The 15,424-nt window shown below is 65.2% G+C and carries 16 protein-coding genes; 6 read left to right on the top strand and 10 right to left on the bottom strand.

Translation table 11 applies throughout. The features are described 5' to 3' along the window. Position 1: 1 nt before the first annotated feature. Positions 2-2,527, bottom strand: coding sequence for a sodium-translocating pyrophosphatase (locus tag JC881_RS03415; RefSeq protein WP_198784280.1), 2,526 nt, complete (start codon positions 2,525-2,527; stop codon positions 2-4). Between the two features lie 257 nt (positions 2,528-2,784). On the opposite strand from JC881_RS03415, the gene ppa reads away from it, so the two are divergent. Continuing rightward, on the top strand, positions 2,785-3,312 hold the full coding sequence (ppa, locus tag JC881_RS03410; protein ID WP_042576736.1) for an inorganic diphosphatase: 528 nt from the start codon (positions 2,785-2,787) through the stop codon (positions 3,310-3,312). A gap of 69 nt (positions 3,313-3,381) precedes the next feature. On the opposite strand, the gene JC881_RS03405 is transcribed toward ppa, so the two are convergent. The 3 genes from JC881_RS03405 to JC881_RS03395 form a co-directional block, all read right to left on the bottom strand. Further along, on the bottom strand, positions 3,382-4,629 hold the full coding sequence (locus JC881_RS03405) for a pyridoxal-phosphate-dependent aminotransferase family protein (RefSeq protein ID WP_198784279.1): 1,248 nt from the start codon (positions 4,627-4,629) through the stop codon (positions 3,382-3,384). Positions 4,630-4,906: 277 nt separating this feature from the next. Next, positions 4,907-5,545, bottom strand: a complete 639-nt coding sequence (locus tag JC881_RS03400) for a lysozyme inhibitor LprI family protein (RefSeq protein ID WP_198784278.1) — start codon at positions 5,543-5,545, stop codon at positions 4,907-4,909. Between the two features lie 123 nt (positions 5,546-5,668). Next, positions 5,669-6,868, bottom strand: a complete 1,200-nt coding sequence (locus JC881_RS03395; RefSeq protein WP_198784277.1) for a GNAT family N-acetyltransferase — start codon at positions 6,866-6,868, stop codon at positions 5,669-5,671. A gap of 19 nt (positions 6,869-6,887) precedes the next feature. Between JC881_RS03395 and JC881_RS03390 the strand changes: the two genes are divergently transcribed. Continuing rightward, the gene (locus tag JC881_RS03390; protein ID WP_198784276.1) at positions 6,888-8,585 is read left to right on the top strand and encodes an NAD+ synthase; all 1,698 of its coding nucleotides are present in this window, start codon (positions 6,888-6,890) and stop codon (positions 8,583-8,585) included. After that, positions 8,582-8,920, top strand: coding sequence for a P-II family nitrogen regulator (locus JC881_RS03385; RefSeq protein ID WP_013540975.1), 339 nt, complete (start codon positions 8,582-8,584; stop codon positions 8,918-8,920). The genes JC881_RS03390 and JC881_RS03385 overlap by 4 nt, the downstream gene beginning before the upstream one ends. A 46-nt stretch (positions 8,921-8,966) precedes the next feature. Here JC881_RS03385 and JC881_RS03380 read toward each other — a convergent pair whose 3' ends face one another. From JC881_RS03380 to JC881_RS03355, 6 genes are read right to left on the bottom strand one after another with little or no spacing between them, the layout of a single operon-like run. After that, positions 8,967-9,557: a TIGR00730 family Rossman fold protein gene (locus JC881_RS03380; RefSeq protein WP_198784275.1), complete on the bottom strand. Its 591-nt coding sequence runs from the start codon at positions 9,555-9,557 to the stop codon at positions 8,967-8,969. Positions 9,558-9,588: 31 nt separating this feature from the next. Continuing rightward, positions 9,589-9,996: a diacylglycerol kinase gene (locus JC881_RS03375; RefSeq protein ID WP_042576733.1), complete on the bottom strand. Its 408-nt coding sequence runs from the start codon at positions 9,994-9,996 to the stop codon at positions 9,589-9,591. Continuing rightward, the gene (locus JC881_RS03370; RefSeq protein WP_198784274.1) at positions 9,993-10,562 is read right to left on the bottom strand and encodes an RDD family protein; all 570 of its coding nucleotides are present in this window, start codon (positions 10,560-10,562) and stop codon (positions 9,993-9,995) included. Before JC881_RS03370 ends, JC881_RS03375 begins: the two co-directional genes overlap by 4 nt. A 13-nt stretch (positions 10,563-10,575) precedes the next feature. Further along, positions 10,576-11,382 carry a DUF3106 domain-containing protein gene (locus JC881_RS03365; protein WP_233101506.1) on the bottom strand — a complete coding sequence of 269 codons (807 nt, stop codon included), beginning with the start codon at positions 11,380-11,382 and terminating at the stop codon, positions 10,576-10,578. A gap of 56 nt (positions 11,383-11,438) precedes the next feature. Continuing rightward, entirely contained in the window at positions 11,439-11,861 is a 423-nt protein-coding gene (locus JC881_RS03360) for a DUF3619 family protein (RefSeq protein WP_198784272.1), read from the bottom strand. Further along, positions 11,858-12,424, bottom strand: coding sequence for an RNA polymerase sigma factor (locus JC881_RS03355; protein WP_042579950.1), 567 nt, complete (start codon positions 12,422-12,424; stop codon positions 11,858-11,860). Before JC881_RS03355 ends, JC881_RS03360 begins: the two co-directional genes overlap by 4 nt. Before the next feature lie 285 nt (positions 12,425-12,709). Here JC881_RS03355 and JC881_RS03350 point away from each other — a divergent pair, with 285 nt between their 5' ends. From JC881_RS03350 to JC881_RS03340, 3 genes are all read left to right on the top strand, one after another. Continuing rightward, positions 12,710-14,494: an acetolactate synthase 3 catalytic subunit gene (locus tag JC881_RS03350; protein ID WP_013540982.1), complete on the top strand. Its 1,785-nt coding sequence runs from the start codon at positions 12,710-12,712 to the stop codon at positions 14,492-14,494. Between the two features lie 105 nt (positions 14,495-14,599). Further along, entirely contained in the window at positions 14,600-15,091 is a 492-nt protein-coding gene (gene ilvN / locus JC881_RS03345; protein ID WP_013540983.1) for an acetolactate synthase small subunit, read from the top strand. A gap of 55 nt (positions 15,092-15,146) precedes the next feature. Next, on the top strand, positions 15,147-15,410 hold the full coding sequence (locus JC881_RS03340) for a DUF4282 domain-containing protein (protein ID WP_042579951.1): 264 nt from the start codon (positions 15,147-15,149) through the stop codon (positions 15,408-15,410). The last annotated feature ends 14 nt before the right edge of the window (positions 15,411-15,424 follow it).

Genomic DNA, 15,424 nt, shown 5'->3' with positions numbered 1-15,424 from the left:
TTCAGGACTTCACTTTCACTTCGACGCGGCGCGCTTCCGACGCCGGCCCATCGGCCTGCGACTGCTCGGGCTTGGCCAGCTCGATCTTGTCCTCGGGCGCGCCAGCGGCCTTGAGCGCATCGCTCACGGCCATGGCGCGCTGCTTGGCCAGTTCGGCGTTCTTGGCCGGGTCGCCGCTCGCATCGTGGTAGCCGCTCACCAGCACGGTGCTGCCGCTCTGCACGGCCTTGATGACATCGGCCAGCGCCTCCTTGGCGTTGGGCGCGACTTCGGAGCTGGCGCTTGCGAAGTAGAACTTCACGACGCCGTTCTCGACCTTCACCGCGGCGGCTTCGACTGCGGACACCGCGCCCGAGGCGACGGCGGCCGCCGGTGTGGCCGGTGCCATGGCCGAGGGCGCCGGCGCAGGTGCGGTCGCGGCGGCCGGCGTCTCGACCTTGGCAGGCGCCATCGCCGCCGCATCCCCCGCATGGAACTTCACCACCAGCGGCACGATGAGCAGCGCCACGATGTTGATGATCTTGATCAGCGGGTTCACGGCGGGGCCGGCGGTGTCCTTGTAGGGGTCGCCCACGGTGTCGCCGGTGACGGCCGCCTTGTGCGCCTCGGAGCCCTTGCCGCCGTGGTGGCCGTCCTCGATGTACTTCTTGGCGTTGTCCCACGCGCCGCCGCCCGTGCACATCGAGATGGCGACGAACAGGCCCGTGACGATCGTGCCCATCAAGAGGCCCCCCAGCGCCTTCGGTCCGAGCACGAGGCCCACGACGATCGGCACCACCACCGGCAGCAGCGACGGGATCATCATTTCCTTGATGGCCGCGCCGGTCAGCATGCCCACGGCCTTGCCGTACTCGGGCTTGCCGGTGCCTTCCATGATCCCGGGGATCTCGCGGAACTGGCGGCGCACTTCTTCCACCACCGCACCGGCCGCGCGGCCCACGGCTTCCATGGCCATTGCGCCGAAGAGGTAGGGAATCAGCCCGCCGATGAAGAGGCCCACGATCACCATCGGGTCGCTCAGGTTGAAGCTGATGTTCAGCCCGAAGCTCTCCAGCTTGTGCGTGTAGTCGGCAAAGAGCACCAGCGAGGCCAGGCCGGCCGAGCCGATCGCGTAGCCCTTGGTCACGGCCTTGGTGGTGTTACCGACCGCGTCGAGCGGGTCGGTCACGGCGCGCACGCTGTCGGGCAGATCGCTCATCTCGGCGATGCCGCCGGCGTTGTCGGTGATGGGGCCGTAGGCGTCGAGAGCCACCACGATGCCCGCCATGCTCAGCATCGACGTAGCGGCCACAGCGATGCCGAACAGGCCGGCCAGCGAATACGAGGCCAGGATCGCGATGCACACGAAGATCACCGGCCAGGCCGTGGAGCGCATCGAGACGCCCAGGCCCGCGATGATGTTCGTGCCGTGGCCCGTGGTCGAGGCCTGCGCGATGTGCTGCACCGGCTTGTACTGCGTGCCCGTGTAGTACTCGGTGACCCACACCAGCGCCGCGGTGAGCGCCAGGCCCACGAAGCAGGCGCCGAAGAGCTTCAGCTGGCTGCCGCTCGCGGCGATGGCGTTGTCCGGAATGATCCACGCCGTGACGAACCAGAACGCGATCAGCGACAGGATGCCCGCGACCGCCAGCCCCTTGTAGAGCGCCGGCATCACGTTGACCATGCCCGGCGACGCCTTCACGAAGAAGCAGCCGATGATCGACGCGATGATCGACACGCCGCCCAGCGCGAGCGGGTACAGCACCGCGTTGCCGGGCGCCGTGGTGACCATCAGCGCGCCGAGCACCATGGTGGCGATCAGCGTCACCGCGTAGGTCTCGAAGAGGTCGGCCGCCATGCCGGCGCAGTCGCCCACGTTGTCGCCCACGTTGTCGGCGATCACCGCGGGGTTGCGCGGATCGTCCTCCGGAATGCCGGCTTCGACCTTGCCCACCAGGTCGGCGCCGACGTCGGCGCCCTTGGTGAAGATGCCGCCGCCCAGCCGCGCGAAGATCGAGATCAGCGAGGAGCCGAAGGCAAAGCCGATCAGCGGATTGAGGATGGCCGCCAGGGTGTGGTCCGACTTGGGCGCGCTGCCGGCCAGGAACCAGTAGAAGCCGGTCACGCCCAGCAGGCCGAGACCGACCACCAGCATGCCGGTGATGGCGCCGCCGCGGAACGCCACGTCCAGCGCCGGGCCGATGCCCTTGGTGGCGGCTTGCGCCGTGCGCACGTTGGCGCGCACCGACACGTTCATGCCGATGAAGCCGCATGCGCCCGAGAGCACCGCGCCGACCACGAAGCCGACGGCCGTGGTGAGGTCGAGGAAGAGGGCGATGAGCACCGCCAGGATGACGCCGACCACCGCGATGGTGGTGTACTGCTTGGCGAGGTAAGCCGAGGCGCCGGCCTGGATGGCGGCGGCGATTTCCTGCATCCGGGCGTTGCCCGGGTCCTTGGCGAGAATCCAACTTCGGGCCCAGAAACCGTAGCCGACGGCCACGAGGCCGCAGACGATGGCGAGTATCAGGGGGGTGTTGCCGATCATGCTTTGCTTCTCCATTCGTTCGATATGACTTGTGGAGACGGACAGCATGGATCCTGCGCGCAACGCGTACGGGACCCAGGTTTTCCGTCGCGTTGCTTCCTCGAAGCTCGCTGCACCGAGAAGGTGAGGAGCCGATTGGCCAACGGTTGCAATTTACAGGCAAAAACGCGGGCGTGTGCGACCGCGCGGTGACACGGAAAGTAAACTCAGGGTTTGTCCCCGTCTCCCCAATACTTTTCAACTACTCGAAAAACGTCATGTCCTTCGACAAAGTCTCCCCCGGCAAGAACGTCCCCGATGCCTTCAACGTCGTGATCGAAATCCCGATGAATGCCGACCCGATCAAGTACGAAGTCGACAAGGAATCGGGCGCGATCTTCGTGGACCGCTTCATGACGACGGCCATGTACTACCCCGCCAACTACGGCTACGTGCCGCAGACCCTCTCGGGCGACGGCGACCCGGTCGACGTGCTGGTGATCGCCCCGTACCCGCTCTTGCCGGGCGTGGTCGTGCCCTGCCGCCCCCTGGGCATCCTGATGATGGAAGACGAAGCCGGCGTCGACGGCAAGGTGCTGGCCGTGCCCACCGATAAGGTGCTGCCGATCTACAGCCACTGGAAGTCGGTCGACGACGTGAACCCGATGCGCCTGAAGGCCATCAGCCACTTCTTCGAGCACTACAAGGACCTGGAAGCGGGCAAGTGGGTCAAGGTGCTGGGCTGGGAAGGCATCGACGCAGCGAAGAAGGAAGTCGTCGACGGGATCGCGGCGTACAAGAAGTAAGAAACGATTCGCGCGAGGGCAGGGGCGCTCGCCCTTCCGTGCCCTCTGGCCGGCCCTCGCCGAACCCCGTCAACCAGCTGCGGCTGGTTGACCTTCGTGTGGAGCGCCCTGCGCGCCGTTGCCAGCCTCCGAAAGCACCCGCTCCAATGTGGCCATGCCCAGCGGAACATTGAGCGAAGAGGCACCGTTCGCGGCCAGGCTCAACCCGAGCGCATGCAATGTCCTGAAGAGGTTGTGCTCCCGGCACTGCTCTCCCATCTGCCCGATGCGCAGGATGTTCAGGCCGAACGACCCTGAGATTTCGACCTTGTGCGCCCTCGACATATGGGCCCTCGTTCGATCGGCCGACACGTCGTGCGGCACGTTGATTCCGATGACCGAATTCAGCCTGGACGGCTTGCCGACGAGCAACGTCAAGCCCATGGCTTCTATCCCCGCCTGAAGCGCTTCGGAGCAAAGCTGATGCCGACGAAAGCGCACGGACAGGGTCTCTTCGCAGACCAGTCGAAGGGCTTCGTGGATGGCCAGAATGCCTGAGACCGGGGCTGTGTAGTGGTACGAGTTCTGGTTCCAGAATTTGTCCGCGAGCCGCGCATCGAGGCACCAATGCGGCATTTCGCTTTCGCGCCGCTCGATCCGCTCCCAGGCCGCTTGCGAGAAGGCGAGCAGCGACACGCCGGGTATGGAAGACAAGCCCTTCTGCCCCCCAGTGATGACTGCGTCGATGTGCCACTCGTCCATGCTCAGCGGCATCGTGCTGAGCGTGCACACGGCATCGACGACGACGAGGCAGCCATGCGCCTTCGCCACCGCGGCGATCGCCTGAAGCTCCCCGTTCCAGACGGTGTTCGAGGTCTCGCCCTGGACGATGGTCATGACGTCGTACTTGTGCGCCCTGAGACGATCTTCCACCCCCATTGCACTGGCGCCGCGGTTTGGTTCGATCTCCAGAATGTCGACCACGCCGCCCACGCGGCGGGCCATTTCCGCCATGCGCTGGCTGAAATATCCGTTGACGACACTGAGGACTTTCGAGCTGGGCGTGACCAGATTGGTGATCGCCATTTCCATGGCCGCAGAGCCGGGGCCCGCGACGCCGAGCACATGGGACGAAGACGTCTGGAAGACATACCGCCCCATGTCTTTGACCTGGCCGATGACTTTGCTCATCGTCTCGCCCAGGTGGTTGATGACGATCGAGTTTGCGAACGCTACCCGATAGGGGATTGGCACGGGGCCGGCGCCCATCATGAGCAAGGGCTCGTCAGGCAGGATGCTTTCGAGAGTTGAGATATTTGGCGGGGGCAGGTAGGACATGGACAGGCGGGACTGCGGGTTGCAAAAGGTGGGGAACCGTCGAATCATTCGTCGATTCGGAGAGGATGAATCTTTTAACCGCAATTGCCTGGTTATTTGGCGTTTGACTGAAAAATCACCGTCCGCCTTGTGAATTGTTTTGGATTTTTAATTGCCCGGCCTTTAATAAAAACCAATCTTTCAAAAGAATTGGATGCGTTTTTATTTTTTGCTGGCATCCCGGCGAAATTGCGAGTTGCCGATTTGAGCCAGTCAAGCTGTACCCGAAAGAAATAATTCACTCCAGCACAAAAGGCGAACGGCGCGGGTCGCGCACGTAAATGCCTTTCAGCGAGGGCGCGCATTCGGGCCCGTCGGCGACCGTGATGCGGTCGACGGCGAACTGGAAGGTGCGGGTGCAATGCCCGCTTTCCGCCACCCTCAGGCGCTGCCCGGCTTCGAGCACGCTCCTGCCTTGCAGCAGCATGTTGCCGCGCGGGTTGGGGCAGATGTAGATCTCCACATCGAGCTGCCCGGCGTCACCGGGCGTGACATCGAGGAAACGGCCCTCGTGCGGGCATTTGCCCTGCACGTAGCGGCCCATCCACTGCAGCAGCGGATGGCTGAGGTAGGCGATGCGGCGCTGGTAGTCCTGGTTCAGGCAATCGACGTTGCCCTTGCACTCGCGGTTGCGCACCGCGATCCAGTCGCGCTGGTCGCGCCGCAGGATCGTCGGCCACTGGCCCGTGTCGGGCATTTCGAGCTGGCGCTGGTAGAGCGCGGCCAGGGCCTCGTCCTGCCGCGACAGGCCCGGGTCGGCGCAGATGGCTTTCTCGGTGGCGTTGCCGGCCTTGGCGCAGTCGAAGCTCGCGGCGAAGGCGTGGCCGGCGCTCATGAAGCAGAGCGCCGCAAGGGCAAGGCGGATCGATGGGCGCATGCGGTTTCTCCTCGGGAGCGCGGGAGCGGGGCTGTTCTGGCCCGGATGCTAGGAGAGCCGCCGCGCACCGTCGATGTGCCAAACGGTCAAGGGCGCTAGGCCCTTGGTTAGAGAGAAGCGCCCTCAGCCGGCCTTGAACGGGCTGCGCTCGCCCAGGTGGTCCATATAGTTCTCGATGCCGGCGCCCTCGCGCTCGAGAAAGCGCTCGACCGCATCGGAGAACGCCGGGTGTGCCAGCCAGTGGGCGCTGGTGGTCTTCACCGGCATCAGCGCGCGCGCCATCTTGTGCTCGCCCTGCGCGCCGCCTTCGAAGCGCCTTGCGCCGTGTTCGATGCACCAGGCAAGGGGCTGGTAGTAGCAGGCCTCGAAGTGCAGGCAGTCGACGCGCTCCAGCGCGCCCCAGTAGCGGCCGTAGGCGACGAGCGGTTCGTCCGGCTGCGTGGAGAGCGCGATCAGGCTCGTGGCCATGGGCTTGCCGTCGCGCTCGGCGACGAACAGCAGCCAGGCCTCGGGCAGGGTGTCGGCCATGCGCTGGAAGAAATCGCGCGCAAGGTAGGGCGGGTTGCCGTGCTCGCGGTAGGTGCGCTCGTAGCAGCGGTAGAAGAAATCCCAGTCGGCCTTGGAGATGTCCTTGCCGCGCGACCAGCGAAAGCTCACGCCCGCGTCGGCGACCTTGCGGCGCTCCTGGCGGATCTTCTTGCGCTTGTCGTGGGCGAGGCTGGCGAGGAAGGCGTCGAAGTCGGTGTAGCCGGGCTGCCCCGGGTTGGAGAGCTCGCCCTCGGCGGGCGTGGGCGCCACGTTCGTCCAATGGAACTGCACCGTGTTGCGCAGCATCAGCCCGGCTTCGGTGCAGGCGGCGATGTCCTCGTCGGCGCCGAAGAGCAGGTGCAATGAAGAGAGCTCTTCCTGCTTGCACCAGGCGACCAGCGCCTGCACCAACAGCGTGCGACTCTGCGCATCGCGCGCCAGGAGGCGCGTGCCCGGCACCGGCGTGAACGGAACGGCGACCACGGCCTTGGGGTAGTAGGCGAGCCCGTGCTGTTCGTAGGCGTTGGCCCAGGCCCAGTCGAAGACGTACTCGCCGTACGAATGGTCCTTGATGTAGACCGGGCAGGCGGCCTGGAGCGCTTTGCCGCGCCAGAGGGTGACGAACTGCGCCGTCCATCCGTTCGCGGGGGATGCGCTGCCGCTTTCGTGCAGCGCCGCGAGGTATTCGTGGCGCATGAAAGGCGAGGGCTCGGCCTGCGCGGCGAGCAGCGCGTTCCAGGCTTTCGGGCTCACGTCCGACGGTGACGCCAGAACCCGAATGACATAATCGTTCAAGCCTTTTTCTTCCTTCTGTATGACGCTCAAGCTCGCCATCGCGCAACTCAATTTTGTGGTGGGCGACCTCGCCGGCAACGCAAGAAAGATCGTCGATGCCGCACGCGACGCCCATGCGCAAGGCGCGCGCCTGCTGCTGACGCCCGAACTCTCGATTGCCGGCTACGCAGCGGAGGACCTGTTCCTCCGTCCCGCCTTCACCGAAGCCTGTGATGATGCCGTGAAAGGCATCGCCGCCGCGCTGGCCGACCTCAAAGACATGGTCGTAGTGGTGGGGCATCCGACCGGCGGGAGCCTTCGCAGCCGCTCCGTGGCAGTGCAGTTGCGCCACAACGCGGCCAGCGTCATCAAGGAAGGCCGCATCCTTCAGACCTATGCCAAGCGCGAGCTGCCGAACTACCAGGTGTTCGACGAGCGCCGCTATTTCACACCGGGGCAGGGCACCTGCGTGTTCGAGGCGGGCGGGGTGTCCGTCGGGCTGCTGATCTGCGAAGACGCGTGGTTCGACCAGCCGGCCGAGCTGGCCCGCGAGGCCGGCGCCGAGGTGCTGGCGGTGATCAACGCATCGCCCTATCACGTGGGCAAGGAAGGCGAGCGCGTCGCGCGCATGGCCGATCGTGCGCGTGCCGTGGGGCTGCCTCTGGTCTACGCGCACCTGGTTGGTGGGCAGGACGAAGTGGTTTTCGACGGTGCCTCCTTCGCGCTGCAGGCCGACGGCACGCTCGCCATGCAGGCCGAGAGCTTTCAGGAGAAATTGGTCTTCGCGCAGCTGGAGCGTGCACCGCAAGGCGGCATCGGCTTCGCGATCGAGCCCGGTGCTGTGGCCGGGCCGCGCGATGCCGAAGCGCAGTTGTGGGATGCCCTGGTTCTCGGCGTGCGCGACTACATCGGCAAGAACGGTTTTCCGGGCGCCATCCTGGGGCTCTCGGGCGGTATCGACTCCGCATTGGTGCTCGCCATTGCGGTCGATGCACTCGGCAAGGACAAGGTGCGTGCGGTGATGATGCCTTCGCCTTACACGGCCGACATCAGCTGGATCGATGCGCGAGAGATGGCGATGCGCCTGGGCGTGCGCTACGACGAGATTTCGATCGCGCACACCTTCGAATCTTTCAAGGGCGCCCTGGCCGCGGAGTTCAAGGGCCTCGCCGAGGACACGGCCGAGGAAAACATCCAGGCGCGCATCCGCGGCACGCTGCTGATGGCCCTGTCGAACAAGTTCGGCGCGATCGTGCTCACCACCGGCAACAAGAGCGAAATGGCCACTGGCTACTGCACGCTCTACGGCGACATGGCGGGCGGTTTCGCTGTCATCAAGGACCTGCTCAAGACGACGGTGTTCGCGTTGGCGCGCTGGCGCAACGCGCACGACCCGTACGGCACAGGCGCTGCGCCGATTCCGGAGCGGATCATCACGCGGCCCCCGAGCGCGGAGCTTCGGCCCGACCAGACCGATCAAGACAGCCTGCCGCCCTACGACATCCTGGACGGCATCCTGGCACGCTACATGCAGGACGACCAGGGCATCGACGAGATCATTGCCGCGGGCTACGACCGCGCGGTGGTCGAGCGGGTTGCGCGGCTCATCAAGATCAATGAATACAAGCGGCGCCAGGCGCCGGTAGGAATCCGGGTGACCCACCGCAGCTTCGGCAAGGATTGGCGTTACCCTATCACCAGCAAATTCAACGAAACCGCCGGAGCACGAAAACCATGAAGCAGATCACCGCCATCGTCAAACCCTTCAAGCTCGAGGACGTGCGCGAGGCCTTGGCCGAAGTGGGCGTCACCGGCCTGACCGTGACCGAGGTCAAGGGCTTCGGCCGCCAGAAGGGCCACACCGAGCTCTACCGCGGCGCCGAATACGTGGTCGACTTCCTGCCCAAGATGAAGGTCGAAGTGGTCGTCAACGAGGGCGACGTGGAGCGCTGCATCGAGGCCATCGTCAATTCGGCGCGCACCGGAAAGATCGGCGACGGCAAGATCTTCGTCACCGCCGTCGAACGCATCGTGCGCATCCGGACCGGCGAAGAAAACGAAAACGCCGTCTGAAGCAAAAAAGCCCCGTTGACCGGGGCTTTTTCTTTCGAGACGGGCGTCAGAGGTTTTCCGACAACCGGTCTTCGCGCGGATGGAGCGGCACTTCGGCGCGCAGCGTGGTGAGCAACTCGGTGGCGTCGGTGCCGGTGCGGATCAGTTGCATCTGCCAGTCGCCCATGAAGCCCTCGCGCACGCTGTGCGCAAGAAAGTCGAGCAGCTTGTCGTAGTAGCCGGCGGTGTTGAGGATGCCGGTCGGCTTGTCGTGGTAGCCGAGCTGGCGCCAGGTCCAGATCTCGAACAGCTCCTCGAAGGTGCCGATGCCGCCTGGCAGGGCGATGAAGGCATCGGCGCGCTCGCCCATCATGGCCTTGCGCTCGTGCATGGTGTCCACCACGTGCAGTTCATCGCACAGCGGGTTGGCCAGTTCCTTGTCGACCAGGGCCTTGGGAATGATGCCGACGACGCGGCCGCCGGCCAGGCGCGTGGCTTCGGCCACCGTGCCCATCAGGCCGGTGCGGCCGCCCCCGTAGACCAGCTGGCCGCCGTGCTGGCCGATCCACTGGCCGGCAGCCGTGGCGGCCTCGGAAAACTCGGGGCGCTCGCCGGGGCGCGAGCCGCAATACACACAGATCGAAAATTCAGGATTCATCCCGCCATCATGCCTCGGGATGCCGGCCCGCTCATGACACGAAGCGCGCCCACAAAGCCGCCGCCCAGATGCCCCCGCACAGCGTGAGCGAGAGCAGCACCGCGGCGCTGCCCATGTCCTTGGCGCGCTTGGAGAGGTCGTGCCATTCGGGGCCGATGCGGTCGATGGCGGCCTCCACGGCCGTGTTGAGCAGCTCCACGATCATCACCAGGATCGCGCTGCCGGCCAGCAGCGCCACTTCGACCCAACTGCGCCCGAGCCAGAAGGCGGCCGGGATCATCACGATCGAGAGGATCGCTTCCTGCCGGAAGGCGGGTTCGCTCCAGCCGGCGCGCAGGCCGTGCAGCGAGATCAGCGTGGCATGAAAGACGCGCTCGAAACCCTTGCGGGCCTTCTGCGGATTGACGGCGGGGTCGGGAAGCTCGGGCAGGGCACTCATCGGCGGCTCATGGGCTTGGAGGTGATGAGCCGCGTACCGGCCCAGGCGTCATGCCAGAACTGGCGATCGGGGTGAAAACGTGCAAGGAGCGCCCAGATGGCGACCCAGCCGAAGATCAGGACGGTCGATTCGCCGCCCGACAGCTTGAAGGGCGCGATGGCGGCGAGCGGCGGCAGGAACCAGATCCAGCTCAGGAGGTAGCGGGCCAACGCGCGGCGCTGGCTGACGGGCTGGCCGTGGACGTCGACGATGCGGATGTTCCAGGTCTTCATCGCGAGCGTCTGGCCCTTGGTCCAGAACCAGACGAAGTACACGCCGAACACCACGAACAGAAAGGCCTGGAACAGGTGCCGGCGCGAATCCATGGCGTCGCGCATCTGGCCCAGCGTGCTGAACAGCCATCCCGAGACGAACACGACCGCGAACAGCAGCATGCCTTCGTACAGCCAGCAGGCCATCCGGGGCCAGAGGCCGGGCACTGTCGAGGGAGAGGCGCTGCTGGTTGCCGGGGAAGCAGGCGAGGCGGGCTGATCGGGCCCCGAAGCCTCGGGAGAACTGGAAACCATCGAAGCCTTGGTGTCAGGGGGCGGAGGGAAGCTGCTCGGTCGCCGGGGGTGCCGGCGTGGGCGTCGGCGGCGGGACCTGGGCCTCGGCGGGAACGGGCGGCGATGTGACGCTGACGGGCGCGGGCGCCACAGCAGGGGTGATGCCGGCCGCGGCAGGCGCCCGCTCCAGCGGCGTCGTCACCAGGACGGCGGCAGTTGCAGAGGGCGCTGCCGGCGACGGCGCCAGCACGATCCTGGGCGTGTGCTGGCCGGGCGGCGTGACGGCCGGTACCGGCACGAGCTTCTGCGACGAGACGGGGCGCACCGGAATGGCCGCACCGCGGGGCTTGGCCGGCGCGCGCTCGGCGAGCTTGCGCTTTTCTTCCTCGCTCAGGGCCTGGTATTGCTCCCACTTGGCCTTGCGCTCGTCGGCCGGCACGCGTTTGACCTCGGCGAAATTCAGGCGCGCCTGGGCACGCTGCTGGTTGCTCAAGGCGGCCCACTCGATCATGCGGCTGTGCAAGGTGACTTGGTCATCTGCCGACATGTTCGCGAAGTTTCGTGACAGTGCCAGCCATTTGCGCTTTTGCCCGGTGTTCATCGTGGTCCAGTGGGGGACCAGGGGCTTGAGGGCCTGCTGCTGTTCGGCGGTGAGTTCGTGCCAGAGCGGCTTGGTCGCGGGAACGGCCTTGGCGGTACCGGCTGGCGCGGAATTCGCGACGCCCGTCTGCCCGGACTTGTTGGCCTCGGAGGGCGGCTGGGCGCAGGCAAGCGTCAGGCCGAAGGCTGCGACGGCAAGCGCGCCCGCCCAAACGAATGCGCCCGCCGTGAGCGGGCGCAAGGGACGGGGGGTGTTCGCGCTGGGGTTGGACGGGCGTCGCATTCGGTCGGTAAGGGTCAGTCGGAGGCGCCGTCGGCCTTCAGGAATTGGGCGAAGCCCGGGTCGGTGTAGGCGGCGGGGGGCAGGTCGCCGGTGAGGAGGGCGGAGTCGACTTCGGCCAGCTCGCTGGCGCGGTCGTCGTCCTGCATCACGCTGATGGTGACGAGGCCGGCCACGAGGGCGATCAGCGGCACCACGGACCCGATGCGGGTCCACCAGCCACCGCCCAGCGTGAGCGTGCTGCCGGACTGCACCACCTCGGGCGCGGTCCGCAATTGCGGAGCCTGCTTGCGCGCGGCCACGGCCTGGGCGCGCGCAACGCGCAGCCGCTCGCCGATATCGTGCGATAGCTCCTGGTGGCCGGCAGACAGCCGGGCAGCCAGACGCTGACCGAACTGGTCTTCGGCGGCGATAGAAGAGGTTGGAACCTTAGTGTTCATAGCGATATTCCCTTGGCCTTGAGCGCCTTGCTCAGAGCGTGAACGGCTCGCGAACAATGGGTTTTGACGCTGCCCTCGGAGCAGCCCATTGCGGCGGCCGTCTCTGCGACGTCCATTTCCTCCCAGTAACGCATCAGGAAAGCCTCGCGTTGACGGCCCGGCAATGCGGCGATCTGCTCCTCGATCTCGTGGAAGACCTGGGCGCGGCGGGTGGTGTCTTCGGCGCTTTCCGTCTCTCTGGAGTCGGTTGGCGAGACGAAGTTCTCCAGAAGGTCGAAATCGCCGTCGTCGTCGACCGATTCGAAGTCGCTGAGATTCGAGAACAGCGCGCGGCGTGTCTTCTGGCGGCGGAACCAGTCGAGCGTGCAGTTCGACAGGATGCGCTGGAACAGCATCGGCAACTCGTTGGCCGGCTTGTCGCCATAGTGCTGCGCCAGCTTCATCATGCTGTCCTGCACGATGTCGAGCGCAGCTTCTTCGTCCCGCACGTGATAGACCGAGCGCTTGAAAGCGCGCCGTTCGACGCTTTTCAGGAAATCGGAGAGTTCTTGTTCAGTGGCCAAGCGAGAGGGGGCGCGCAAGGGCGCGCCACGTGGGAAGGGATGTCTAGCGAACGCTTATGGTTTTCCGCCGCGGATTATGCCCCGGCGCCTTTACAGACGACCTGAAGCGAATCTGAACGGCCGGTAATGTCATAATCCGCGCTGCAAGTCAAAAGGCAAACGGGTCAAGGTCCGGCGGAACATCAGTCCGCTCATGGCCATGGCCTCAAGTCCTGGCGCGACCTCACAAGGGTTGGCAAGGGGCACCCAAGGTTTTTCGTTCCCGAAAAAACACAAAGGTTGATCATGGAAATCTCGAAGGCGGAGATCATCTCCGCAGCAGCCGCGTCCTCTGGCGCCGGCAACCCCACGCAAGAACTCATGGGCGCTGAAGTGCTGGTCAAGGCACTGCAGGCCGAAGGCGTCCAGTACATCTGGGGCTACCCCGGCGGCGCGGTTCTGTACATCTACGACGCGTTCTACAAGCAGGACACCATCCAGCACGTTCTGGTGCGCCACGAGCAGGCCGCCGTGCACGCAGCCGACGGCTATGCGCGCGCCACCGGCGAAGTGGGCGTGGCACTTGTCACCTCGGGCCCCGGCCTGACCAATGCGGTCACCGGCATCGCCACGGCGTACATGGACTCCATTCCGATGGTGATCATCTCCGGCCAGGTACCCACCGCTGCCATCGGCCTCGACGCCTTCCAGGAATGCGACACGGTCGGCATCACCCGCCCCATCGTCAAGCACAACTTCCTCGTCAAGGATCCCAAGGATCTGGCCATGACGATGAAGAAGGCCTTCCACATCGCGCGCAGCGGCCGTCCCGGCCCCGTGGTGGTGGACGTGCCCAAGGACGTTTCCTTCAAGAAAACGCCCTACGCCGGCTATCCCGACAAGGTCGAGATGCGCTCGTACAACCCGGTGCGCAAGGGCCACGGCGGCCAGATCCGCAAGGCGCTGCAACTCCTGCTGGCGGCCAAGCGTCCCTACATCTACACCGGCGGCGGCGTGCTCTTGGGCAACGCCTGCAACGAACTGCGCACGCTGGTCGACATGCTCGGCTACCCGGTCACCAACACGCTGATGGGCCTGGGCGCCTACCCGGCGAGCGACCGCAAGTTCCTGGGCATGCTGGGCATGCACGGCACCATCGAAGCCAACAACGCGATGCAGAACTGCGATGTGCTGCTGGCCGTGGGCGCGCGCTTCGACGACCGCGTGATCGGCAACCCCAAGCACTTCGCCACGAACGAACGCAAGATCATCCACGTCGACATCGACCCGTCGAGCATCTCCAAGCGCGTGAAGGTCGACATCCCGATCGTCGGCGACGTGAAGGACGTGCTCACCGAGCTGATCTCGATGATCCGCGAGAGCACCACTAAGCCCGATGCCGGCGCGTTGGCCGACTGGTGGAAGACCATCGAGGCCTGGCGCTCGCGCGATTGCCTCAAGTACGACCGCGGCAACAAGGACGTGATCAAGCCCCAGTACGTGGTCGAGACCCTCTGGAACATGACCAAGGACGCCGACGCGTACATCACGTCGGACGTGGGCCAGCACCAGATGTGGGCCGCGCAGTACTACCGCTTCGACGAGCCGCGCCGCTGGATCAATTCGGGCGGCCTGGGCACCATGGGCGTGGGCATTCCCTACGCCATGGGCATCAAGCTCGCCAAGCCCGATTCGGAAGTGTTCACCATCACCGGCGAAGGCTCGGTGCAGATGTGCATCCAGGAACTGTCCACCTGCCTGCAATACAACACGCCGATCAAGATCTGCTCGCTCAACAACCGTTACCTGGGCATGGTGCGCCAGTGGCAGGAGATCGAATACTCCGGCCGCTACAGCCACAGCTACATGGACGCGCTGCCCAACTTCGTGAAGCTCGCCGAGGCCTATGGCCACGTCGGCATGCTGATCGAGCGTCCACAAGACGTGGAGCCCGCGCTGCGTGAGGCGCGCAAGCTCAAGGACCGCACGGTGTTCATGGACTTCCGCACCGACCCCACCGAGAACGTGTTCCCGATGGTGAAGGCCGGCATGGGCATCACCGAGATGCTGTTGGGCTCCGAAGATCTCTGATCTGCGGCGCATTCGCTTAACTCTTTTACTGACGAATCTATTGCCCGCCGAGCCCGCGCATTACCGTGCGCGGGGGAGGGCGGCGAAAAGAGGAGTCACGCAAACATGAAACACATCATTGCAGTGCTGCTGGAAAACGAGCCGGGTGCTCTTTCCCGCGTGGTGGGCCTGTTCTCGGCCCGTGGCTACAACATCGAATCGCTGACCGTCGCGCCGACCGAGGACGCGAGCCTCTCGCGCATGACCATCGTGACCACCGGTTCGGACGACGTGATCGAGCAGATCACCAAGCACCTGAACCGCCTGATCGAGGTCGTGAAGGTCGTCGACCTGACCGAAGGCGCCTACACCGAGCGCGAGCTCATGATGGTGAAGGTGCGCGCGGTGGGCAAGGAGCGCGAAGAAATGATGCGCATGGCCGAGATCTTCCGCGGCCGCATCATCGACGTCACCGACAAGAGCTACACCATCGAACTCACCGGCGATCACGGCAAGAACGACGCTTTTTTGGAAGCGATCGACCGTAGCGCTATCCTCGAGACTGTCCGCACCGGTGCCAGCGGCATCGGGCGCGGCGAGCGCATCCTGCGCGTGTAGGGGGTGAAGATCCCCTCAGTTTCAATGTTTTAAATCAACACATGAGGAGAAGGTAATGCAAGACTTGCTGGGTTTCGAGAAGATGGTGACCCCGATCATCATTCGGATTCTGTACTTCCTCGGACTGCTGGGCGTGCTGGCGGCAACGGTCATCTCGTTGTTCCAGGGCCGCATCCTGGCTGCCATCGGTATTCTTGTTTTCGGCGCGATCATGGTTCGCGTCTATAGCGAATTGCTGATCCTGCTGTTCCGCATTCACGACAACCTCGTGTCCATCAACCAGCAAATGAAGGACCGGAATCCCTCCGGCCAACTGTGAGTGAACGCACCCCC

The sequence above is a fragment of the Variovorax sp. IB41 genome, from assembly GCF_016405905.1.
GTDB lineage: Bacteria > Pseudomonadota > Gammaproteobacteria > Burkholderiales > Burkholderiaceae_C > Variovorax.
The sequence above is the reverse complement of the archived record's forward strand: the minus strand, read 5'-3'. Positions and strand labels throughout refer to the sequence as shown.

What these genes read in the sequence shown, in the direction of transcription:
- JC881_RS03340 (WP_042579951.1), top strand. Translation starts at nt 15,147, where the DNA reads ATGCAAGACTTGCTGGGTTTCGAGAAGATGGTGACCCCGATCATCATT.
- JC881_RS03415 (WP_198784280.1), bottom strand. Translation starts at nt 2,527, where the DNA reads ATGATCGGCAACACCCCCCTGATACTCGCCATCGTCTGCGGCCTCGTG.
- JC881_RS03400 (WP_198784278.1), bottom strand. Translation starts at nt 5,545, where the DNA reads ATGCGCCCATCGATCCGCCTTGCCCTTGCGGCGCTCTGCTTCATGAGC.
- ilvN (WP_013540983.1), top strand. Translation starts at nt 14,600, where the DNA reads ATGAAACACATCATTGCAGTGCTGCTGGAAAACGAGCCGGGTGCTCTT.
- JC881_RS03350 (WP_013540982.1), top strand. Translation starts at nt 12,710, where the DNA reads ATGGAAATCTCGAAGGCGGAGATCATCTCCGCAGCAGCCGCGTCCTCT.
- JC881_RS03385 (WP_013540975.1), top strand. Translation starts at nt 8,582, where the DNA reads ATGAAGCAGATCACCGCCATCGTCAAACCCTTCAAGCTCGAGGACGTG.
- JC881_RS03370 (WP_198784274.1), bottom strand. Translation starts at nt 10,562, where the DNA reads ATGGTTTCCAGTTCTCCCGAGGCTTCGGGGCCCGATCAGCCCGCCTCG.
- JC881_RS03380 (WP_198784275.1), bottom strand. Translation starts at nt 9,557, where the DNA reads ATGAATCCTGAATTTTCGATCTGTGTGTATTGCGGCTCGCGCCCCGGC.
- JC881_RS03360 (WP_198784272.1), bottom strand. Translation starts at nt 11,861, where the DNA reads ATGAACACTAAGGTTCCAACCTCTTCTATCGCCGCCGAAGACCAGTTC.
- JC881_RS03405 (WP_198784279.1), bottom strand. Translation starts at nt 4,629, where the DNA reads ATGTCCTACCTGCCCCCGCCAAATATCTCAACTCTCGAAAGCATCCTG.
- ppa (WP_042576736.1), top strand. Translation starts at nt 2,785, where the DNA reads ATGTCCTTCGACAAAGTCTCCCCCGGCAAGAACGTCCCCGATGCCTTC.
- JC881_RS03375 (WP_042576733.1), bottom strand. Translation starts at nt 9,996, where the DNA reads ATGAGTGCCCTGCCCGAGCTTCCCGACCCCGCCGTCAATCCGCAGAAG.
- JC881_RS03390 (WP_198784276.1), top strand. Translation starts at nt 6,888, where the DNA reads ATGACGCTCAAGCTCGCCATCGCGCAACTCAATTTTGTGGTGGGCGAC.